17 protein-coding genes are annotated in these 21,686 nt (G+C 52.9%); 12 read left to right on the top strand and 5 right to left on the bottom strand.

Going from position 1 to position 21,686, the window contains the following annotated elements; genetic code table 11:
• Positions 1-158 precede the first annotated feature (158 nt).
• Entirely contained in the window at positions 159-1,247 is a 1,089-nt protein-coding gene (gene apbC, locus NHM04_RS16590) for an iron-sulfur cluster carrier protein ApbC (protein WP_254264865.1), read from the top strand.
• A gap of 284 nt (positions 1,248-1,531) precedes the next feature.
• Here apbC and NHM04_RS16595 read toward each other — a convergent pair whose 3' ends face one another.
• Positions 1,532-2,416, bottom strand: a complete 885-nt coding sequence (locus NHM04_RS16595; RefSeq protein WP_254264866.1) for a ChbG/HpnK family deacetylase — start codon at positions 2,414-2,416, stop codon at positions 1,532-1,534.
• A 513-nt stretch (positions 2,417-2,929) separates the two neighbouring features.
• Here NHM04_RS16595 and NHM04_RS16600 point away from each other — a divergent pair.
• The 5 genes from NHM04_RS16600 (at position 2,930) to NHM04_RS16620 (ending at position 7,690) form a co-directional block, all read left to right on the top strand.
• Positions 2,930-3,835: a lytic polysaccharide monooxygenase gene (locus NHM04_RS16600; RefSeq protein WP_254264867.1), complete on the top strand. Its 906-nt coding sequence runs from the start codon at positions 2,930-2,932 to the stop codon at positions 3,833-3,835.
• A gap of 134 nt (positions 3,836-3,969) precedes the next feature.
• Entirely contained in the window at positions 3,970-4,539 is a 570-nt protein-coding gene (gene dcd, locus NHM04_RS16605; protein WP_254264868.1) for a dCTP deaminase, read from the top strand.
• A 206-nt stretch (positions 4,540-4,745) separates the two neighbouring features.
• A complete protein-coding gene (locus NHM04_RS16610; RefSeq protein ID WP_254264869.1) occupies positions 4,746-5,600 on the top strand; it encodes a putative porin in 855 nt (284 codons plus the stop codon).
• Positions 5,601-5,766: 166 nt separating this feature from the next.
• Positions 5,767-6,585 (top strand): putative porin, encoded by an 819-nt coding sequence (locus NHM04_RS16615; protein WP_254264870.1) that lies wholly within the window; start codon positions 5,767-5,769, stop codon positions 6,583-6,585.
• Positions 6,586-6,805: 220 nt separating this feature from the next.
• On the top strand, positions 6,806-7,690 hold the full coding sequence (locus tag NHM04_RS16620) for a putative porin (RefSeq protein WP_254264871.1): 885 nt from the start codon (positions 6,806-6,808) through the stop codon (positions 7,688-7,690).
• A 74-nt stretch (positions 7,691-7,764) separates the two neighbouring features.
• Here the strand turns inward: NHM04_RS16620 and aroA are convergent, their stop codons facing one another.
• Positions 7,765-9,051, bottom strand: coding sequence for a 3-phosphoshikimate 1-carboxyvinyltransferase (gene aroA / locus NHM04_RS16625; RefSeq protein ID WP_254264872.1), 1,287 nt, complete (start codon positions 9,049-9,051; stop codon positions 7,765-7,767).
• 110 nt (positions 9,052-9,161) lie between these two features.
• Entirely contained in the window at positions 9,162-10,154 is a 993-nt protein-coding gene (locus tag NHM04_RS16630) for a Gfo/Idh/MocA family protein (protein WP_254264873.1), read from the bottom strand.
• Between the two features lie 109 nt (positions 10,155-10,263).
• Between NHM04_RS16630 and NHM04_RS16635 the strand changes: the two genes are divergently transcribed.
• The 4 genes from NHM04_RS16635 (at position 10,264) to betT (ending at position 14,629) form a co-directional block, all read left to right on the top strand.
• A complete protein-coding gene (locus NHM04_RS16635) occupies positions 10,264-10,809 on the top strand; it encodes an NUDIX hydrolase (RefSeq protein WP_254264874.1) in 546 nt (181 codons plus the stop codon).
• 16 nt (positions 10,810-10,825) lie between these two features.
• Positions 10,826-11,572 (top strand): TIGR01458 family HAD-type hydrolase, encoded by a 747-nt coding sequence (locus NHM04_RS16640; RefSeq protein ID WP_254264875.1) that lies wholly within the window; start codon positions 10,826-10,828, stop codon positions 11,570-11,572.
• A gap of 24 nt (positions 11,573-11,596) precedes the next feature.
• Positions 11,597-12,496 (top strand): Gfo/Idh/MocA family protein, encoded by a 900-nt coding sequence (locus tag NHM04_RS16645; RefSeq protein ID WP_254264876.1) that lies wholly within the window; start codon positions 11,597-11,599, stop codon positions 12,494-12,496.
• Between the two features lie 126 nt (positions 12,497-12,622).
• A complete protein-coding gene (betT, locus tag NHM04_RS16650; protein ID WP_254264877.1) occupies positions 12,623-14,629 on the top strand; it encodes a choline BCCT transporter BetT in 2,007 nt (668 codons plus the stop codon).
• A gap of 16 nt (positions 14,630-14,645) precedes the next feature.
• On the opposite strand, the gene gltS is transcribed toward betT, so the two are convergent.
• Positions 14,646-15,848 (bottom strand): sodium/glutamate symporter, encoded by a 1,203-nt coding sequence (gene gltS / locus NHM04_RS16655; RefSeq protein WP_254264878.1) that lies wholly within the window; start codon positions 15,846-15,848, stop codon positions 14,646-14,648.
• 294 nt (positions 15,849-16,142) lie between these two features.
• A complete protein-coding gene (locus NHM04_RS16660; protein WP_254264879.1) occupies positions 16,143-18,209 on the bottom strand; it encodes a TonB-dependent receptor domain-containing protein in 2,067 nt (688 codons plus the stop codon).
• Between the two features lie 148 nt (positions 18,210-18,357).
• On the opposite strand from NHM04_RS16660, the gene NHM04_RS16665 reads away from it, so the two are divergent.
• Positions 18,358-19,323, top strand: a complete 966-nt coding sequence (locus NHM04_RS16665) for a helix-turn-helix transcriptional regulator (RefSeq protein WP_254264880.1) — start codon at positions 18,358-18,360, stop codon at positions 19,321-19,323.
• Between the two features lie 198 nt (positions 19,324-19,521).
• Positions 19,522-21,390, top strand: coding sequence for a metallophosphoesterase (locus NHM04_RS16670; RefSeq protein ID WP_254264881.1), 1,869 nt, complete (start codon positions 19,522-19,524; stop codon positions 21,388-21,390).
• Positions 21,391-21,686: the final 296 nt, after the last annotated feature.

Here is a 21,686-nt window from a genome sequence, read left to right on the forward strand (position 1 = left end):
GTGCGGAACTATAGCATTTTTCAGTTTTTTTTGCGCCGCTTTTACACCGTTAATCAATCGCTTAGCTACGGCCCGCCCGCAGGCGCCTCTTGCAATCCGGCCGCCTGCCCCCATCTTGCCCTGACCGCAAAACGTCACTGTTGATGAGAGAGAACCCTATGGCCAGCGCCGACCTTAATGCTGTTAATGCCGCCCTCGATCTGGTTGCCGATCCAAATCTTGAGAAATCGCTGCGCGATTTGGAGGTGCCGCGTCACGCCACCGTGGAGGGGGGGCGAGTTACGGTGGAGTTGACTCTTGGCTACCCGTGCGGGCGCGACGAGACCCTGGCAAAGCGTATTCGCGATGCGCTCATGGCGGTAGAGGGAGTGACTGAGGTGGATATTGATCTTGGTTGGAGTGTCGCGGCGCACCCGGCGGCCAATAGCGCGATGGCGGTGCCCGGCGTTAAAAATATTATTGCCGTGGCCTCCGGCAAAGGCGGTGTGGGTAAATCGACTACCGCTGCCAATATCGCGCTGGCGCTAGCGGCGGAAGGTGCGCGAGTCGGGGTTCTGGACGCCGATATTTACGGCCCCAGTCAGCCGCAAATGCTCGGGGTCGGACAGCAGCGCCCGCAGATCGTGGGCGAAGGAAAGGCTCAGCAGATGATTCCCATCGAGGCCCACGGTCTGCAGACCATATCCATGGGGTATTTAGTGACCGAGCAGACGCCGATGGTCTGGCGTGGGCCAATGGTCAGTGGTGCGTTGAAACAGCTTTTGACGCAAACCCGTTGGGATGAGGTGGACTATTTGATCATCGATATGCCCCCGGGCACCGGGGATATAGCTCTAACCTTGTCGCAAAGTGTGCCGGTTACGGGCGCCGTGGTGGTCACCACGCCGCAGGATATTGCTCTGTTGGATGCGCAAAAGGGCATCGAAATGTTTCGCAAGGTTAATGTTCCTGTGCTCGGCGTGGTGGAAAATATGGCCATTCACGTGTGCAGCGAATGCGGCCATAAAGAACATATTTTCGGTGAAGGGGGGGGCGCCCGGATTGCCGAGGATTACCACACCCAGCTGTTGGGCGCCCTGCCTTTGTCGTTGAGTATTCGCAAGCAAGCCGACGGTGGTCAGCCCTCGGTGGCGGCAAACCCCGAAGCTGCTGAAAGCCAGGAGTACTTTGCTATTGCCCGGCGCTTGGCGGCGCGCTTGTGGCAGGCTAACAGCGAAGCCGAGCCGGTCACTGTTATTGAGACCTAGGGAGCCTCTGATTAAGTCCTCATCGGCCTCTGTAAGCCCCGAAGGGCGCGGCCAAAAGGTCCATCCGCTGTTGTTGCCTACACGGATGTAGGTAAGGGCTGTGAGCAGGACGCGGAAGGCTTGCACTTCTTGCCAAGGACTATGGCCATTGCCTGCGAAGCGCGCCAAGGGCAAGGGATTGCCCGAATGCCAATGCCGGAAGGGCAGGAGCATTTTCCGGCGAAGGAGTGAACGTTTTGACTCGCGCAGAGACCCTTGGAGACTTAATCAGAGGCTCTCTAGGTTTAGCGTTCTTTGTCATAGGGGTTGGGTACTTGGTGGTAGTTAATCAACTCCACATCGTTTGACTTGAACCACTGCTTGGTCTCGTTGGACAGCAGCATCTCGAGCTCGGTGGCGCGGTGCTGGGCCACGAGCGGCTGCATATCTTTGCTGTTCATGACAGGGTTGTTCAGGTCTATCAACGCTTGCATTTCCGGTTGGTTACGAGCGGCATGAATGACCAGAACATTAACCTTGTCGCGCTGCAGTCCATTTTGTAAATGCTCAAGAAAGCGTTTTTGTTTTTCTGCAACAGGCACATCAAACATGGTCATTACCGCCTCTCCCATCCGCATAGACATGCGCAACCGGTACTTCTCTGCCAGCTCGGTTACCACCTGCGTAAGCTCCGGCGTCGCCAAGGCCGTTCGCATATGGTAATCCACATAGGCGATGTCCAGCCCCGAGGCCAGCGCTCGTTTGATTTGCGCCTCCAGTTCTAGGCGGACCTCGTCCAAGTTAATGTCTTGAGCTAAAAACTCAGCGGTGGACGGGTAAAAATAGCCCGTTTCGTTAATTAAGCTTGGCACCTCGGTGCGACCTGCAATGGGACCCCAGCGATAGTGGCGCCACTCGGCGTTCAAGGTAAGGTGCACGCCGACAGAAATTTGCGGGTTTTGTTTGAGGATCTCAACGCCCTCCTGATACCAGGGGGTGGTAAACATAACTGATGCTGCGAAAGGAATTCCTAGATCAGCGAGATCTTGCAGGCCCTGGTTGGTTGCGTGGGACATGCCGATATCGTCGACCCGTAAAATCAATTGTGCGGGGGCGGCGAGGCCGGTTTGCGCAACTGCCAGTAACCATAGGCTTAACAGCAAATGGATAAGATGACGTATTCTTAGCATGATTATTCTCCTATTTTCGCTCTATCTTTGGGTCTTGGTACAACGTTGTCAACTGGACTAAAAGTCTCCCTCTTTTGCGAAACTGTGAGACGGCTCACTTTTATGTCTGCTTTATGCCTTTTTATTGTCAAAATTAATGTATTTGATTGTTAATTTTAATAAGAATAAATCTAAATTAATAAATTCTGTATAAATTCGGAAACGCTATATTGATGTAGCTTTATGTGCCAATTGGCGCGGCTTTGGTGGGTTGAGACCCCAAAGGGGTGCGACAATGTTACGCATTGACACAAGATGGAACATAAGCATTCTGGTAGTAACTAACATCAAAATATTGTGGGATTGTAAGAAAATAACCCTTGTGGTTTGATGTTTGGCGTCCGGCAGAGAGGGCGAGATCATAGGCGTTTGTCATCCTGTGGCTCTTTTCTGCTTGTCTCGCCACAAATAGACAACGTTGTCTTGTGGCGCGTAATTCCTGTCAAAATACATCCACACAAGAGGGTTAATAGGATGAAAGCTCAGTGGTTCAAAACAAAAACGTTTAAGGCGGCTTTAATCGGCTGCTTCTCGATTGCAGGTATCGCGGCGACCAACACCGCGATTGCACACGGCACTATCACATCTCCTGCAAGCCGTATCTGGAATTGTAAAGAAGAGGGGGCCGAAAGCCTGACCTCTGCGGCCTGTATTGCCGCTAAAGCCGAAAGCGGCAGCCAACAGTTTTATGATTGGAATGGCATTCGCCAAGGTAACGCTGGCGGCAATCACACCTCAGTTGTACCCGATGGCGAATTGTGCTCGGGCGGTGATCCAAACACCTTTGGTGGTATGGATTTAGCGCGTAACGATTGGGTGGCCACGCCGGTCAATGGCAATCAAACCTTTACTTGGTACAACTCTGCCGCGCACGCTACCGCTTACTACCGCTACTATATTACCAAGCCTGGCTATGATCCTTTACAGCCACTGACTTGGGACGATCTAGAATTAATGGTTGAAACTCCGCCGGAGGCCGCTGAATTCTATCCGTCGCACACAGTCAGCTTGCCTGCGCGCAGTGGTCGTCATGTCGTGTATGCGGTATGGCAGCGGTCTGACAGCCCGGAAGCCTTCTACGCCTGTGTTGATGTGATGTTTAACGGCGGTTCATCTTCCAGTAGCTCGTCTAGTTCATCCAGCTCGTCTTCGGTAAGTTCAAGCAGCTCTTCGAGCTCGTCCAGCTCCAGCTCTACCGATACCAACACCTGCGTGGGCGTGCCCAACTGGGATGCGGCCGATGTCTATACTCAGGGTGACCAGGTGCGTTACAACAACAGCCGCTTCGAAGCCAAATGGTGGACCCGCGGCGATGTTCCCACCGATCACGACGGCCAGTGGGAAGTGTGGATTAACCAGGGCAGCTGCTCCGGTAGCTAAGTTGCGATAATCCTCATGTCGTCTCGGCCCCGGCAGCCTGGCTGCCGGGGCCTTTTTATGGGTTCCCGGTGCACCGAAAAAACGCTATGATGCGCCCCCAGTTATGACTATCAATCGGCCCCAGGGGAGAGCTAATGAGCATTAAGTCCGACAAGTGGATGCGTCGCATGGTCGAAGAGCAGGGCATGATTGAGCCCTTTGAGCCAGGACAAGTTCGCTACAACGAACAGCAGCAGCGCATAGTCTCTTACGGAACCTCCAGCTACGGCTACGATGTTCGCTGTGCCGATGAGTTTAAAATTTTTACCAATGTATTCTCCTCCGTGGTAGATCCTAAAAACTTCGATGAAAACAGTTTTGTCGATGTGAAAAGCGATGTTTGCGTTATTCCTCCCAACTCGTTTGCCTTGGCTCGTACCGTAGAATATTTTCGCATTCCCCGTTCGGTGCTGACGGTATGCTTGGGTAAGTCCACCTATGCGCGTTGTGGGATTATCGTTAATGTGACCCCGCTTGAGCCCGAGTGGGAGGGGCATGTGACTCTGGAATTTTCCAATACTACGCCGCTTCCCGCCAAAATCTACGCTAACGAAGGCGTGGCACAAATGTTATTTTTTGAGTCAGATGAGGTCTGCGAAACCAGCTACCGCGACCGCGGTGGGAAGTACCAGGGGCAGCGCGGAGTTACCTTGCCGAAGACTTGATCGCGCCGCTTAGTGAAAAGCTCACGGCCAAGAAATAGAAAGTCGCAAAAAGCTGCTTGCCTGAGCAGCTTTTTTTATGGCTTTAGTCGGCGTTAGTTTTTATTGAACTAAATAGTTATTCTCATAGTCTCACCGCTGCGCGTGTCATTACGTACGCCGCATAAAAATAAATGTATGGAGAGCAAGCCAGTTTACAAGGAGTCTATATGACAAAGCTTCCCCTTTTCTTATTCGTATCCCTATCAGGTGTTGCAACCATTGCCGGGGCTCAGAGTGTTTCAGGCAATAGCTATCAGTTCGAGCTTGGTGCAACCTACTCCACCAGTGATGCGGATTTTATTACGGAGTCTAATAACTACTCTGTGGATGGAACCTATTACTTTGCGCCTGTGCAACTAAAAGATAACCCTTACGCTGAAGCGGCGTTTATGGAGCGCGCCGGGTTTGTCAGCTTGGGCGGCGGCTACGGCGAGAATGAAACCAGGACTGCCTGTGTGAGCGCTGCAAGTGGGGCAGGCAGGACTTCATGCAGGACGCGTCAGGAAGGCTCCAGCGCGGGTGTGACAACCGGCTTTTATGTTGCGGATATTTTTTATTTTGAGGGCAGCTATTCGTATAGCGATAACGAGAATAAGTACAACGGCAGGACCTTTAGTTCGAATAATGACTACTGGTCAGCGGCTATTGGTATTGCGCCCATGGAAAATATGCTGTTGACCACGAGTTTCGCCGAAGGTAATGATTTGTTCGGCGACAACTACAACATCAGTGGTAAGTACGTTATTCCCTTTGCATCCGGACAGGCGGTAAACCTTGAGGCAAGCTACGCCTATTACAAAGATGCACCGGACATAGCCGATGACGATGACTGGATTGTAGGCGGCGATTATTATTTTAGTCGAGCTTTTAGCGTCGGAGGTACGTTTAACTCAAGTGACAATTATACCCTGCGTTCGCGTTATTTTTTCAACCAGGCATTGAGTCTTGATGTTGAATACAGTGAGCAAAGTAGTGTTGTGGATATTGATACCTACTCTGTTGGGCTCAGTGCTCGCTTCTAGCCGATAAAAGCCGACGCGAGTCGGCTTTTATTCAACATTTATTATATTTTTAGCCAATATATCGCGCCTTGCCCAGGTGCTCGCAGGCTTGTTTCAAATCGCTAACACCTAGTCGCTAATTACTATAAGTACGTCGTCAGGAGAGTCCCTACCACATGGAGTTGTTATGCAAAAACTACCTCTTGTAGTACTTCTTTCGTTCACATCCATTCCGGTGTGGGCGGATTTAAGAATGATAAACGCCAACAGTCAGTACCAATTTGAGCTCTCTGGCTGGTACGGCGAAGACAACGATCGTTATCCCGAACCCGCGCAAACTTACGGTGTTAAAGGAACCTATTACTTCACTCCGGTATGGCAAGGTGACCACCCCTATGCTGAAGCCGCTTTTTTAGAGCGCGCTAGCTCGGTGAGTTTAAGTGCGAGGCGTCGGGATGATTCGGACCAATACCCCTGTGGCCTGGATGCAACCGGCCTGTGTCATAACGAATATGTGGAAGATAAAATCCTGCTTACCGGCAGCTGGTATTCGGCGGGCTGGCTATTTGTCGAGACCACGTATTTTTATGAGCAAACCGATAACAGTTGGCGCGATGATCGCGAAGCGAGTTTTGATCGCAACAGTTGGAGTGCGCAGGTAGGTATTACACCGCTTGCCGGACTTCGGGTGTCAACCGGTTACTCTGAAGAAAGTGATCTGGGGGAAAACGATTGGAATGTCGAGGCTAAATACGTTGCCCCGTTATCGGATACCCAAGCGATCAATATTGAGCTTGCCTATGAGTATGCCGAGGACGATGAGTGGATGCTGGCAGGGGATTATTATTTGACGCAGGCATTCAGTATCGGCGGCGGGCTTTCGACCGACGACGATTATCTGTTGCGCTCACGGTATTTTGTGACTGATTTTATCAGTGTGGATTTCAGCTATTACGAATACGAAGGCGGCGATGCTTATCAGGTAAGGTTGTCCACCAGGTTTTAACGCTAATAGACCATAAAAACGCCAGCATCCGAGCTGGCTTTTTTATGGTTGGTTTAAGTCTCGTTACTTTCGGTGGGCGTCAGGTTTTTAGTTTTTCAATTGCGATGCAACTTATGATTGTCTTATGGGTCGTATGCACGGTGGCAAACTTGCCATTCGTACAATAAGAGTTATTTAGTAGCCATTGGATATTGGGGAGTAATCTTATCAAGGAGTTGAAATGCAATCTGAAATCGTTAAAAAACCCTTAGCCCTGCTCGCGTTTATCTCTATTCCCGCAGCCGCAGATCCCTATCAGTGGGAAGTCGGAGGCGACTACCAAAGTAAGGATTATGATTCCGTCGTTGTTGGCGATGGAGACGACTATAAACTGTGGGGCGCCTACTATTTAAGTCCAGTGACCACGGATAAAGGACCGCTCGCTGAGGCGGCGTTTTTATCGCGTGCCAGTAATATTTCAATTGACCTGACCAACGAGCAATACAGTTCGGATTATTCTTACGAGTACCGAGTGTGTACCTCGGGATCGAACTGCATGGCTACACACTACGGACGTTCCATGGAGAATAATAAAGCAACGCTCGGATTTGAGTATTATTTGCCCGCCTCTTGGTTGTATGTCGCGGGCAGCTATCAATACTTGGACCGGAGCTATGAGTCAAAAAGGTCTGTGGGTGGGCAGCCTGTTTTTTCGCAATCCTCCAGTACGCATGAATACTGGTCTGCTTCTGTCGGTGTGACGCCGTTAGCGGGCTGGTTGTTGGCGGCTCAGTTTGGTGAAGGCGGCGATGGCGAATTGTTCGAGGGCGATGCGGCGATTAGCAGTAAATATTTATGGCAGCTTGGTGGTGACCGAGCGCTAAATGTAGAAGGGACTTATTTTGTCGATAATGGCTACAACGACTGGCAAATTGGGGCTGATTTTTACTTCAGTAAAACTCTGAGCCTTGGTGCCAGCTATGCAGATAATCAATCTTCAGAAATTCGTTTGAAAAAGTTTGTAACTGATTCAATAGCGCTGGAGGCTAGCTATATTGAGTTTGAAGAAGATTATGGTTATCAAAGTGGCGATGGGTTTACGGTAGGTGTTAGTACGCGATTTTAAGCGTGATTAAGGTAAGTTAGATAAAAAAGAGGGTCAGTCCAGCTGGCCCTCTTTTTTAATCTTTTTAAAGTGACTTAAGCCTGACTGATGCGGGCAAACTCGTCAAAGTAAGTGGGGAAGGTTTTTGACGTGCACTTGGGATCATTGATAATAATATCCGCATCACCAAAGCTTGCCAGAGAAAAGCACATGGCCATGCGGTGGTCGTTGTAGGTATCAATCGCCGCCGAGGTTATTTTTTCCGGCGGTTCAATGTGAATATAGTCTTCACCTTCTTCAACCACGGCGCCAACTTTGCGCAGCTCGGTGGCCATGGCGGCCAGGCGATCGGTTTCTTTAACGCGCCAGTTGTAAATGTTGCGGATGCGTGTAGCGCCTTCGGCAAATAGCGCAGTGGTGGCGATGGTCATGGCGGCATCGGGAATGTGGTTTAAGTCGACATCCACACCGTGTAACTCACCTGTACCTTCCACTTCAATCCACATGTCCGAGTAGGTGACCTTGGCCCCCATTTGCTCAAGTACTTCGGCAAATTTCGCATCGCCCTGAATACTGGCGCTGCCGGTGCCGTGGACTTTCACAGGCCCCTTGCCAATGGCGGCGGCGGCCAAAAAGTAAGACGCGGAAGAGGCATCGCCCTCAACCATAATGTCGCCCGGTGTTTGGTATTGCTGGCCACCGGTAACGGTAAACGACTGGTAATTGTTGTTGGTGACCTGTACGCCGAATTTGGCCATGGTGTCCAGGGTGATATCGATGTAGGGCTTGGATACCAGTTCGCCTTCGACATTAATCTGGGTGTCACCGGTAAACAGCGGTGCCACCATCAGCAGCGCGGTAAGGTACTGGCTGGAAATATTGCCTTTGATGGAGACTTCTCCGCCCGCTAAGGGTTTGCCGTTAATTTCCAGCGGGGGAAAGCCGTCGTCTTTCAGGTAGGTCACGTCCGCGCCCAGAGGGGCGAGTGCATCAATCAAATCGCCGATGGGGCGCTCGTACATGCGTGGCTCGCCGGTGATGGTAAAGGTGCCGTCGCTAATGGCCAGCGCTGCGGTTAATGGGCGCACGGCGGTGCCAGCGTTGCCCAAAAACAGGGTTTGCGGTTCGCTGACGCTAAAAGCGCGCCCCAGGCCTGTCACCACACAGGTGCGGCGGTCGTCGGCCAGTTGATAGTCAACCCCCAAAGCGCTGAGCGCGGTGAGCATATGGCGCACGTCGTCGCTGTCGAGCAAGTTGGTGATGGTGGTTTGCCCTTTGGCCAGAGCCGCCAGCAGCAGTATGCGGTTCGACAGGCTTTTCGAGCCGGGTAGGGTCACTTCACCGCGAACGGTGCTGATGGGTTTAAGCGTCAGGGTTTCCATGAATCTTGCTCGCAACGGGAAAAAGCGGGCATTTTACCTAATGCTTGCCGGTGGTGCCATGGCAACAAAGATGCCGGGCGTCTGCTGGCGGACGCCCGGCGACACTTGGGCTATTCGAAATCGTAGCGAAGGGGGAGTTTGGCGCGTATCTGATCCAGGACTTTCATGATGGCCACGGATTCCTCCAGTGGAATAATAGGGCTCTCGCCGAGGCCTTTACGCAGGCAACGGGCGGCTTCTTCCACCTGATGGACAAAACCATTTTCGGCGTTCTCGGCGCCGACTGTACCGGTATGAGCGTATTCGCGGCCTTCAATCTGTTTCAGGGTGTATTCGCTTTGGCCCTGAAAATTTTCATAGGAAAGGGTACCGGCGTCGCCGTACAGTGTCATTTCCTGGCCCAGCATCAGGTTAAAGCTGGTGTTGACGGTGGCGAGTATGGGGCCGGGGAAGCGCAGCTGAAAACTGGTGATCTCATCCACCCCGGTGTCGGTAAACACGCACTGGGCGCTTACCACCTCGGGCAGCTTGCCTAATGCCGCGCACAGCATGCTCACCGGGTAAATACCCATGTCCAGCGTGACGCCACCGGCTACTGCCGGATCGTACAGCCGACCGCGGTAGTGATCGGGCGCAATACCGCCAAAGGTCACGTGGGCGGCTTTCACCTGGCCGATGGCGCCTTCGCTGATGTGCTCTTTCAGTGAGAGCATGCTGGGCAGAAAACGCGTCCAGATGGCTTCCATGACAAAGCATTTCGTGGCTCGCGCCTTGTCGACAATGGCTTGGGCTTCAGCGGCGTTGACGGTAAAGGGTTTTTCGATCACTAGATTCTTGCCGTGCTCTAAGGCCAGCAAGGCGTTGTCAGCGTGAAAGTTATGGGTGGTGGCGATGTAGACCACATCAATGTCATCCCGCGTTAGCAGGCTTTCATAGGTTTCGGCCGTAATATCGTATTCAGCCGCAAAGGCGTCGGCTTTACTGGGGGTGCGTGAGGCAACAGCTAATAATTGGTTGTCGCTGGCAAGGTTGATGGCGTCGGCCATTTTATGGGCGATAACGCCGGCGCCTAAGATACCCCAGCGGATAGTTTGATCGGTCACAGTTCGCTCTCCTATTCATTTTTTAGCAGTTTGCGGTAGAGCCTAATCTGCGGTCAAATAGCTGCATGAATTCTTATCATTTATTTACCGGAGCGGTGGTCAAAAGCTTATGGGCAAAATCACGCAGTTGAACTCCAAAGAGGTCTATAAGAATTACTGGATGCGGGTGCGCGAAGATAAAATTCGCCGCCCCAGTGGAGCCGAGGGCATTTACGGTGTGGTGGAAAAGCCCGACTTCGCGGTGATCGCCGCCATCGAAAAAGGGCAGATTTTCCTGGTACAGCAGTACCGATATACCGTAGGGGGGCGTTTTTGGGAGATGCCGCAGGGCGCCTGGGAGCAAAACCCGGATGCCGCCCCCGAAGACTTGGCCGCAGGTGAGTTAAAAGAAGAGACGGGGCTGGTGGCAGGTAAAATGACGCAGCTGGCTTATCAGTATTTAGCCTACGGGTTCTGCAATCAGGGCTATCATATTTATGTGGCAGAGGAGTTAACCCAGCGCGCCCGGGATTTAGATGCTGAGGAAGAAGATTTAATTGTTAAGCCGTTTGCTTTGAGCGATGTCGAGCGCATGATTGAAAACGGAGAAATTCGCGACGCCACCACCGTCAATGTTTGGGGTTGGTTGCACAGAAAAGGTTACCTGTCTGCATAAATTCGTGAGGTGAACAATGGCTATTCGCGCTGTGTTTTTCGATTTATCCGGAGTGCTTTACGATGGTGACAGCTTGATTGAGGGCGCGTTGGAAGCGGTAGCTTTGGCGCGTCGTCGCGAGCTGGCGCTGCGTTTTGTCACCAACACGGCCACCAAGTCGCGCCAGCAAATAGTGAAAAAACTACAAGGGCTCGGGATTGATCTTAAGCCCGACGAATTGTTTACCGCACCGGATGCAGCCCTTGCTTATATTCGCGAACATAAACTTCATCCTTTTACCTTGGTGCACCAGGCGATTGCGCCCATGTTTGCCGACCATGATGGCGAGCCAGATAGCGTAGTGCTGGGCGATGCCCGCGAGCAGTTAACCTACGCATCGCTTAACCGCGCCTTCGGGTTATTAATGCAGGGCAAGCCACTTATTGGTATTGGCGATAACCGCTATTTTAGCGACGGCGAGCATTTGTTGCTGGATGCCGGGCCTTTTATTCATGCCTTGAGTTACGCGGCGAGCGTTAAACCTATCATTATGGGTAAACCCAGCGCAGATTTTTTCGCTCAGGTCGTAGCTTCGGTAAATGTGCCTGCCACAGAGTGTTTGATGCTGGGCGACGATGTGTACGGCGATATAGAAGGCGCGCTTAACGCCGGCTTACAGGCGGCACTGGTACAGACGGGTAAGTATCAGGCCGGCGACGAAACAAAATTACCTCAACCTGTGAACACCCTCGCCAGCGTTGCCGCTCTTGCCTCTGTGCTTTAAACTTTGTGATTTGCGAGTTTTTCTATGCGCATAGGTTTAGTGGGATTGGGCGATATTGCGCAAAAGGCGTATCTGCCGCTCATCTGCCGGCACCCGGCTATTACTCCAGTCTTGTGCACCCGTGATCCCCAACGGCTAAAACAGTTGAGTGCTCAATATCGGGTTGGCAAAAGCTACACCGACTACGCTGCGCTACTGCAAAGCGCTCCGGATGCAGTGATGATTCACGCCAGCACCGAATCCCATTACCGTTTGGCGACCGCCGCGCTGGAGCGGGGTATTGCAGTGTTTGTGGACAAGCCCTTAAGTTATCAGTTGGAGGAGTGCGAGGGTGTAATCGAATTTGCTCTTGCGCGAGATCTACCCCTGTTTTGCGGTTTCAATCGTCGCTATGCACCGCTGTATCAAGAGGCGTTGGCAACTGCGCCGTTCAATATTCACTACCAGAAAAATCGCCACGCACTGCCCGCTGCGCCGCGCCAGTTTGTGTACGACGATTTTATTCACGTATTGGATTTTGTGCGTCACGCGGGTGTGGCTCCCGGCCAGAATTTTCACGTGCTGGCGAATCAGCAAAAGGGCTTGCTGGCGAATGTTCAGGTCAGCTGGCAGGGCGCGGGAGCGGTTTTTACCGCCGCGATGAATCGCCTATGCGGCCGCACCTTTGAACGCCTAGATTACAGCGGCGAGAATCAGAGCTGGCATATTGAAAATTTGCGCCAGGGTATTCATTGTCTGGGCGGCAAAAGTCACGAGCTCAATTTTGGCGACTGGCAAGACACGCTTTTTAAACGCGGCTTTGTCGATATGCTAGAGGCATTTCTCTTACAGGTGCGCGAGGGCGCGGCCAATCAGGACTATTTACAGGGCGTGCTCGATAGCCATCGGATGTGCGAACAAGTGCTGCGCGCTCTGCCAAAGTAAGTTAAGTCAAAAGCACGGGTGCACCCGTGCCCATATAGATCGGTTAATTTGGACTATAGTCACATCGACGCCTTGAGTGTTTGCAAGCCGAATTATTACCCCCCTAGCAATGGCAAAGGAGCCGCTATGACCGACCCATCTGCACAGCCGTCACAAACCGATGCGGAAAACAAACCCTGGATCAAAGTGAATCCACCGGTGTTTATCGGCGCCGGTGGTTTATGCCTGCTGTTTGTGCTGTTTACCGTGATAATGCCCAAAAGGGCGGAGGGTCTGTTTGCCGCGATCCAAAGCTGGGTCTTAACCTCGGCGGGCTGGTTTTACATTTTAGCCGTCGCGCTGTTTTTGATTTTTGTGGTGGGGCTTGCCATTTCAGGATTCGGTCGTATAAAGCTTGGTCCCGACCACAGCGAGCCAGATTACAGTTACACCTCGTGGTTTGCCATGCTCTTCTCTGCCGGTATGGGCATCGGCCTGATGTTTTTTGGTGTGGCGGAGCCTGTAATGCACACCATGACTCCGCCGGTGGCGGACCCGGCCAGTGCCGATGCGGCCCGCGAGGCGATGCGCATTACGTTTTTTCACTGGGGCGTGCACGCCTGGGCCATTTACGCGGTGGTTGCTTTGTCGCTGGCTTATTTTGCGTTTCGCCAGGGGTTGCCGCTGACGATTCGCTCGGCGTTTTACCCGCTTATTGGTGAGCGCATTTACGGCCCCATTGGTCACGCAGTGGATATTTTCGCGGTACTAGGCACTATTTTTGGTGTTGCCACCTCGCTGGGTTTTGGTGTGATGCAAGTCAACGCCGGGCTCAATTATTTATTCGATGTGCAAATCAGCACCTGGGTACAAATTGGCCTCATTGCCATTATCACCGTGTTTGCCACCATTTCGGTGGTAATGGGGCTGGATGGCGGTATTCGCCGGGTGTCAGAGTTAAATCTTATTTTGGCGGTGCTGTTGCTGGTGTTTGTTTTGATTGCCGGGCCCACTGAGTATTTGCTGCAAACCTACGTGCAAAACACCGGCTATTACCTGTCGGGCCTGATTGAAACCACATTCAATTTATACGCTTATGAGCCCTCCGGCTGGATTGGGGGATGGACGCTGTTTTACTGGGGCTGGTGGATCGCCTGGTCGCCGTTTGTGGGTATGTTTATCGCGCGGGTTTCTAAGGGGCGCACCATTCGCGAGTTTGTGGTGGGCGTGCTGCTGGTGCCGGTCGGTTTTACTTTTATGTGGATGACCTTTTTTGGCAATACCGGTATTCACATGATTCTCGATGAAGGTATCACCCAGCTGGCGGATGCGGTTGCGGCGGATACCTCACTGGCGCTGTTTCAGTTTTTTGAATACCTGCCTTTCAGCACGCTTGCGTCCCTGTTGGCGACCATACTCGTTGTGACCTTTTTTGTGACTTCGTCGGATTCCGGCTCTTTGGTGGTGGATATGCTGACCTCTGGCGGGGTGGATGATGATACGCCGGTTTGGCAGCGCATTTTCTGGTCGGTTACCGAGGGTGTTATTGCCGCCGCTTTGCTGCTGGCTGGCGGGTTAACGGCGTTGCAAACAGCCACCATTGCCAGCGCCTTGCCGTTTGCCATTATCATGCTGCTGATGTGCTGGGGCCTGTTAAAAGCCTTGCGCCTGGAGTTGGTAAAACGCACCAGTTTAAAAGAGGCCATGCTGGCACCTCGCGTGGCGACGAACCCGGTGCCGTGGGAAAAACGCTTAGCGCGTATTGTGCGTCAGCCCGGGCGAGAGGATGTGTTAGCGTTTATCGACTCCACAGTGCAGTCGGCATTGCAACGGGTGGCCGACCAGCTGGAAAAGGTGGGGGTAGAAGCCGCAGTGGGGCGGGATGAAAAAGACCGCTTGTGGCTTGAAGTGAATCACGGCACCGAGCAGGACTTTTTCTACTCGGTGCACGCCAAACCTTATTCGCCACCGGCGTTTATTATGCGCGATACCCGCGCCAATCGCGGTGAAAAATTACGGTACTACCACGCCGAGGTTTACCTAAAAGAAGGCGGGCAGGATTACGACATTATGGGCTGGAGCGAAGAGCAAGTCATTGCCGATGTGCTCGACCAGTACGAAAAGCACATGTATTTCCTATCGGCTGTGCGTTAATTTTTACATGGGGCGGCTACCAGCCGCCCATCACGCCAATAAAAAACTTAATTGCAGCGGCGTTAAGAATATCGATAAAAAACGCGCCGACTAAGGGAATCACCAAAAACGCTTTTTGTGAGGGGCCAAAGCGAGTGGTAATGGCATCCATATTAGCGATCGCTACAGGTGTCGCGCCCAACCCCAAACCCGCAAAACCCGAGGTAATAACCGCAGCGTCGTAATCACGCCCCATAAAGTGAAAGACCACATATAGCGCAAACAGAGTCATTACCAGTGTTTGTACCGCCAGCACTAATAAGATGGGGGTAAAGGCGCGCTCCAGTGACCACAACTGCAGGGCCATTAAACTCATGGCCAAAAACAAACTGAGCGAGACCTGCCCAAACTTGCTGATATTGACGGTGTTGAGGGGCACTTTACAGGCGTCAGCGGCATTGGTTAAAACAATGCCGGAAAACATCGCGGTTAAAAAGCCCGGCAATAAAATGTTGTAGCCCGCTAACAGGTCGTTCGCGAGCTGCCCCAGTTGAATGCACAAGGCCAATACAAAAATGGTGCGTAACAGGTGCGGCAGACTGTAAGGGTCGCTGGTTTCCGGGCTGGCGGCGTTAAAGGCAATTTCAGGGGCGGTTTCATCGCTGCTGTAAAGCTGGTTTTTCTGGATCAAGCGCCGGGCGATGGGGCCACCTATCATGCCGCCCATCACCAGGCCGAAAGTGGCAAAGGCAATGCCTAATTCGCCGGCGCGCATTAAACCTGCCGCTTCAGCCTCTTGCCCCCAGGCAATCGCGGTGCCGTGCCCACCGGCAAACGACACGCTGCCTGCCATTAAACCGTAACCCGGGTGCGCGCCCCACAGCCAGGCAATCAAAACGCCGATAATATCTTGTAACAGTAAAAACACGGCGGCAATGGCTACCAGCTTGGCCAGCGCTCGGCCGCCAGCGCTCAAGGTATTAAGCTTGGCCGAGAGGCCAATGGTGCTGAAAAACACCAATAGCAAAAAGTCGCGGATTTGCATGTCGAATAATAATTGCACGCCACCAATAAAATAGAGCGAGGCGGTAACCAGACTAAAAATAATGCCGCCGGTTACGGAAGGTGGGATATTGCTGCGCTCCAGCCAGGCAAAGCGGCGGTTGAGGTAAAGGCCTAAAAATAGCACCAGAATGCTTAGCGTAAGCGTGGGTAAGGGCGGTAGGGTTAGGCTTTGCATGCGGTTCCTTGCGCGGCATAGAGTGTAAAGCGTATGCCTTTGATTATAGCGGCGCCATCGCAGGTTATAAAAGTGCTGCCAGTATTTATTGTCTTGTCTATTGCACGGTAGAAGTAACGCGCAAGTGGGGAGTTGCCGGGCTTATCAGAACATAACCTGGTCAGTTGAATGCCCTGTAAATACCACGTTAGCCTTGTAAGTTATCTGCCCATTCAGAGGCAAAGCGGCGTCACTAGTGCAATGACGCCGCTTTTTATCATGCTATTAAGCGCGCTATATCAGCGCTTCACCGAGTTAAAACTGATACGCGACAGTGGCTTTCAAGTTGCGTCCAGGTTCGTAGTCGGTGAGGAACAGCTGACCAAAGCGCGGGTGAAAGCTGGTGCCGGTACGGGAGGACTGCGAGGCATAAAACTCATCAAACAGATTGTCTACCCCGGCGGTTAGTAACAGCCCTTGGGTCGGTTCCCAGCTCATGGAAACATTATGGACCGTATAGCCATCTTTAGAGTTTTCCAAAGTGGCACCGTCCAAATCCAGCGCCGCCGGCACATCACCCACTAACAGAACATCGTAGTGGAAGTTCATGTTTAGCGAGCCGAGGTCGTAGTCGAGGTTCAGGCTCCAGGTGTCCCCTTGCTGGCGGTCAAGTCGCGCGCCTTCGTACTCTTCGTAACCCTGGTAGGCCGAGAGATCGCTTTCGGCATCCGAGTAAGTCAGCAGGGTGCGCAAGCCACCAATGTCGTAGCCGATGTAGGCTTCGCCACCGGTAATTTCCATATCGCCGATATTGTCCATAACCGGGCTGGCGTATTGGTAGATATAACCTTCGATTTCGGTGCGGAACAAAGTGGCGCCCAGCGAAAAGTGACTGGCACCCAACACCGAGTCGCCGTAGGCGAATGAGATTTCATCGTTGCGTCCGGTTTCGGCTTCAAGCTCGGGGTTTGGATCTTCGAACAGGCCAGCGCCTGTGAATACTTCAGACAACTCCGGGCCTTTGAACAGCTCGGTTGACGATACTTTAAAAATCAACGCATCGGTGGGCTGAAATTCACCGGCCAGCGAGAAGGTGACATCGTCGTAGGTATTATCAACAACCGCTGAGTCGATGTCGTAATCGTTGTAGCGCGCCCCTGGAATGATCGCGAAAGCGCCAATTTCAATTCGGTCTTGAATAAACAGCGCCGCATCGGTCGCCTCTTCACCGGCCTCATCAACGCCGCCTTCTACGTAGGTGGCCTGGTAATCGGTTTCGTAGTTAATGACATCCAAACCATAGGTCAGGGTTTGCTGCACAGAACTGCCAAATACGGTTTCGGCTAACACATTAAAGCCGGTATTTTTCGCATCGCCATCGACAATGGCCGCCCAGGCGGCAAACCCCGGGTTTTGCGCGTAGCCCGATTCGTCCCGCCACAGATTACTCTCATTCATAAACGCGGCAGCTTTTACGGTGGTGCCGCCAAGCTGAAGGTCATAATTGGCGGTGTAGGTATCCCGTGAAAACTCGGTAGGCCACAGCAGGGGTACTTGCAGTGATTCGGTAATGGCAAGATCGGTCGCCAGTCCCATATCCGGGCGGTAACTGTAGTCGCCCTCATCGATGTAACGCTCGTAGCCAAACTCCAGACGTTGGTCGGGGGTCAGGTCAAAGCCGACCTTGATCAGTGCATCGTCCAGCTCGCCCGCCAGCCCTCGGACCATGCCGTCGGTGCCAGGCAGAACATTGCCATCGGCGCCCTTGATTTCGCCGCCGCCGACTTCGTAGTCGTCGCGATCCACATGGTTGTAGTAAGCCAGTAAATCGACGCTATCGCTCAACTGGGCAAAGGCGGCGATGGAGTAGTTGTAGCCGGAGTTGTCGCCATAGGTGGCAGAAACCCGGCCGCCAAAGCGCTCGCCATCGCTCAGCATGTCTTTCGCTTCTTTGGTTTCGAAACGTACGGCGCCGCCCAGACCGCCGTTAATGACCGAATTGGTACCCACGTCGATATCGACGGACTTGAGGATATCCGCGTGAATCTGCAGATTGCCCATATGGTGGTACATATAAGTGTTTTGGTTGGCGCCATCAATGCTGATACGCAGGTCTTTGTCGTCCATGCTGCGGATGGTGATGCGCTGGTTCATCGAATGCGCGCCGCCTACATCCACGCCGGGAATGGTACGCAACAGGTCACTGATGTGGTCTGCCTGACGCATTTCAATATCGGCAGTGCTCATATGAACTGATGAGGCACGAACTTCAGTGCCCCAAACGACCAGTTCTTCGATTTTCGGCTGTTCGGTGCTGTTTTGTGCCCAGCTGTTTGATGCCGCCGCCAGCAGTGCTGTTGCGGCGCAGAATGTCTTTTTCATGCCTTTCCCGTATCCGTTTGTTGTGAATATAAAAAAACCTCGGTTGCGAATGAATTTCGCCATCGAAGGTTTATCTTTATTAGAATCATTCTTATTTATGATACAGTGGACGACCGACCAAAACAGCCTGCAAAATCGTCAAGCTATTATGAGAAATAGTCACCATGGGTCTGCGGCCGCCCCACGGCTGAGCGCTAGCGAACTGCACCGGAGGGTCCGCCCCTGCAGCCCCGACCATAGTATCGACAGTGCGCCGGATGAGCCGCTTCTGGAGGGCCACCTGCGTTTCTATCGCATCGGTAACGACGTGTCCGTGCACTGCGTGGATGCCACCGAATTAAGCGACAGCCGCAGCAGTGGAGAATGCCCGGCAGGCCTCAGCGTTAATATTTTGCTAAAGGGGCAGGTGAGCTTTGCTCTGGGCACTAAGCACTACCGTTGCAGTGCTGCGCCCGGGCCGATGGGCGTGGTGCTTGCGTTGCCCAAGGCGGAACCCTTCACCCGCTTTCTAACGGCCGGAGCTCAGGTATGCAAAGTCAATGTCAGTGTGTCGCGGCAGTGGTTAAAAGAGCGCCTGGGGGCTGCGCAAACCGATCGTGTACTGCAAGGGGCCGTCCGGCTTTGGTCTGCGGATGCTGAACAGACTCGCCTTGCCCGAAAGCTGCGCGCTTTGAGTGAGACCCAAGAGAGCTCGACCATTGCGATTGAAGCTCTTGCACTGCAGTTAATCGGCCGGGTGTTGCGCGCTAGCGAGGATACCGTTCAGACGCTATCGCCCGAGTTGTCGGCGCATTCAGATGTGCAAATGCGTCAACTGGTGGCACCTTATTTGGAGGGGCAGTGCGATCTGGCTGGCATAGCCTGTAGCCTCGGTATGAGCGTTAGTACCCTGCAACGGCGCTTTAAGCAGCTGTGCGGTGTCACGGTTATGGAGTATGTGCGAAGTCAGCGTCTAGAACGGGCGCGCCGCGCTCTGTTATTAAAGGGAATGAGTTTACAGCAGGCGGCTTATCTTGCCGGGTACGATCATCCTTCAAACTTTGTCAGCGCTTTTAAGCGAGCCTACGGAACCACTCCCGCCGCTCTGGTGCGGGCACATCGCGAGCCGAGCTGAGGGCGCAAGCAGACTGTGGAGTTATTGCGTGCTAAGGGATAATAAAAGGCTGGCTATGAATAAAACCTGCGATTGCGCCATAGATATCGATGGAGTCGGAGCAGGGCAAGCTGCGACAAACTGATTTATTTCGCTGGATAGACACTGTCACATTCCCGTGATTAAACTGCGGCCAAAGCAACCGGCAAGGGAAAGACTATGCGTTTGGTGTTAGTGCGTTTTGTGGTCGCCGCTGTGGCGGCAATTGGTTCGCTGCCTACTTGGGCTCACTCGGATCATCAACATTCTCACGAGCAATCCCAGGGGATTATTATCGACGGCGCCGCTGCGGCGACCCCCTGGACGCATCTTAAATTTAACAATGATCCGCAGGCTTTTCAGTTTGCCATTGTCACTGACCGCACCGGTGGTTTGCGCCCCGGGGTCTTTTCTCAAGCCGTAGATAAGTTGAACTTATTACAGCCCGAGTTTGTGGTGAGCGTTGGCGATTTGATTGAAGGCTACACCGAAGAACGTGCCCAGCTTGAGTCCGAGTGGAACGAGTTTGATGCGATGGTAAAAAGGCTGGACATGCCGTTCTTTTACCTCGCCGGTAATCACGACTACACCAATAGTGTGATGGCAGAAGTATGGCAAGAGCGTTACGGTGACAGCTACTACCATTTTGTTTACCGCGATGTGCTGTTTGTTATGCTCAACTCTAACGATGGAGGCAAAACCCATACTTTTTCGCAGCAGCAAATCGACTGGCTGAGTAAAACGCTAAAGGATAATCCCGAGCCCAAGTGGACACTGATTTTTACCCACTCACCTCTGTGGGATCGGGATGATAAAGATCGGTGGGGCGACATAGAAGCATTGCTTAGCGATCGTAAGTACACGGTGTTTGCCGGCCATCATCATCGTTATGTCAAAGATAAACGCCACGGGCAAAAATATTTCACTCTCGCGACCACCGGCGGCATTACCAGTGGCCGCGGCACCCGTTTTGGCGAATTTGATCATGTAGTGTGGGTCACCATGGCCAACGACGGACCGATCATCGCCAATATGATGCTGGACGGAATCTGGGGTGAAGATGTGCGCACCGCCGAAATGCGAGACCTGCAAACGGATATGATCGACAAGGGGCGTTTGTCGCTGCCGGCCATATTGTATCGTGACAAATTTAAACAAGGCGAAGCCAGGCTGCGCCTTAAAAACGATTCCGACCTGCCTTACCAGTTTAGCGCTCGCTACCGCTCTTTGGGGGATGTGGCATTGACCGGTGAGAAAACGCTGAACATACAGGTGCCGCCCAATGAAATTGTCACCCCGGCTATCGCCATCGCGTCGCCGCGCACGCTTAGCGATGATCGCAATGTCGTGGTCGTTGATTGGACCCTGAGTTATCAGCTTGACGGGGAAGCCATTGAATATACAGGCGCAGAGCAGCTGGCAATCGCCCGTGAACGGCCATTGAAAAAGCTGCGCAAGCTTACTCTGGATGGCGATCTGAAAGAGTGGTCAAGCCGCAGTTTTCACGTTAATGCCGAGGGCGCCTTTTTTAATACCCAGGGGTTCAGTGGCGATGCCGACGCCAGCTTTCGCTGGGCAGCTGCTCGGTTTGATAACGGCCTGGCACTGGCGCTGGAGGTAACTGATGATCATCTGCAGCGCAGCGACGATGGCGTGATCCCTAAGCAGGACTTTGCCTTTTTTACCATTGATGCTCGCACCAAGGCGCGCCGCAGCATCAAACAAACCTATGATAACCGCGTGCCCGGTGAGCTGACCCTGGCGCTGTTGGCACCGTCAGACGCCATAGCGGCCGAGCTGCGCGGTGATCCTGAACTGCCGGCTGGGGTTGACTATGCCTCGAGCATTACGGCAAAGGGGTACAGCGCCGAAATATTTATTCCGCAGCAGGTGCTGGATGGCATTCACGGCGGCAGTTGGGATGGCGTACGGTTAAATGCTCAGCTACGCGACGCTGACCCGGGCGAACCTGGCCCCACTGGCCGCGAGTGGTTGCCCTCGTGGGGTACTGAATGGGCTATAGGCGGCGCAGGTAATTTTTACCGCTGACTGTTGTGGTAAGCCTTTCTACTAGCTACCCCGATACAGCGCCCGCTTTGCGCTGTATCGGCGGGGCTCTGCATCCGTAAACCCAACGTTTAATCCCGTCTCTTTAAACCGTAAAGTCTGGTAGTTATTGGCCGATAGGTTAGCAAGTAGCTGCAGATACGTTGTGCCGGTATCGTCGAGTTATTGGCAAAAAAAGTTCTCGGCCAGATCAGCGACTAATGGGTTTTGCTGTCTATACTGGATGAGCAGCTTATTCCAATGGAGCAGGAAGGGGCGCCTTTTGTTGGTGTGGGTGA

Origin of the sequence: Gilvimarinus sp. DA14 (genome assembly GCF_024204685.1) — a bacterium.
GTDB lineage: Bacteria > Pseudomonadota > Gammaproteobacteria > Pseudomonadales > Cellvibrionaceae > Gilvimarinus.

What these genes read in the sequence shown, in the direction of transcription:
- apbC (WP_254264865.1), top strand. Translation starts at nt 159, where the DNA reads ATGGCCAGCGCCGACCTTAATGCTGTTAATGCCGCCCTCGATCTGGTT.
- NHM04_RS16595 (WP_254264866.1), bottom strand. Translation starts at nt 2,416, where the DNA reads ATGCTAAGAATACGTCATCTTATCCATTTGCTGTTAAGCCTATGGTTA.
- NHM04_RS16600 (WP_254264867.1), top strand. Translation starts at nt 2,930, where the DNA reads ATGAAAGCTCAGTGGTTCAAAACAAAAACGTTTAAGGCGGCTTTAATC.
- dcd (WP_254264868.1), top strand. Translation starts at nt 3,970, where the DNA reads ATGAGCATTAAGTCCGACAAGTGGATGCGTCGCATGGTCGAAGAGCAG.
- NHM04_RS16610 (WP_254264869.1), top strand. Translation starts at nt 4,746, where the DNA reads ATGACAAAGCTTCCCCTTTTCTTATTCGTATCCCTATCAGGTGTTGCA.
- NHM04_RS16615 (WP_254264870.1), top strand. Translation starts at nt 5,767, where the DNA reads ATGCAAAAACTACCTCTTGTAGTACTTCTTTCGTTCACATCCATTCCG.
- NHM04_RS16620 (WP_254264871.1), top strand. Translation starts at nt 6,806, where the DNA reads ATGCAATCTGAAATCGTTAAAAAACCCTTAGCCCTGCTCGCGTTTATC.
- aroA (WP_254264872.1), bottom strand. Translation starts at nt 9,051, where the DNA reads ATGGAAACCCTGACGCTTAAACCCATCAGCACCGTTCGCGGTGAAGTG.
- NHM04_RS16635 (WP_254264874.1), top strand. Translation starts at nt 10,264, where the DNA reads ATGGGCAAAATCACGCAGTTGAACTCCAAAGAGGTCTATAAGAATTAC.
- NHM04_RS16640 (WP_254264875.1), top strand. Translation starts at nt 10,826, where the DNA reads ATGGCTATTCGCGCTGTGTTTTTCGATTTATCCGGAGTGCTTTACGAT.
- NHM04_RS16645 (WP_254264876.1), top strand. Translation starts at nt 11,597, where the DNA reads ATGCGCATAGGTTTAGTGGGATTGGGCGATATTGCGCAAAAGGCGTAT.
- betT (WP_254264877.1), top strand. Translation starts at nt 12,623, where the DNA reads ATGACCGACCCATCTGCACAGCCGTCACAAACCGATGCGGAAAACAAA.
- gltS (WP_254264878.1), bottom strand. Translation starts at nt 15,848, where the DNA reads ATGCAAAGCCTAACCCTACCGCCCTTACCCACGCTTACGCTAAGCATT.
- NHM04_RS16660 (WP_254264879.1), bottom strand. Translation starts at nt 18,209, where the DNA reads ATGAAAAAGACATTCTGCGCCGCAACAGCACTGCTGGCGGCGGCATCA.
- NHM04_RS16665 (WP_254264880.1), top strand. Translation starts at nt 18,358, where the DNA reads ATGAGAAATAGTCACCATGGGTCTGCGGCCGCCCCACGGCTGAGCGCT.
- NHM04_RS16670 (WP_254264881.1), top strand. Translation starts at nt 19,522, where the DNA reads ATGCGTTTGGTGTTAGTGCGTTTTGTGGTCGCCGCTGTGGCGGCAATT.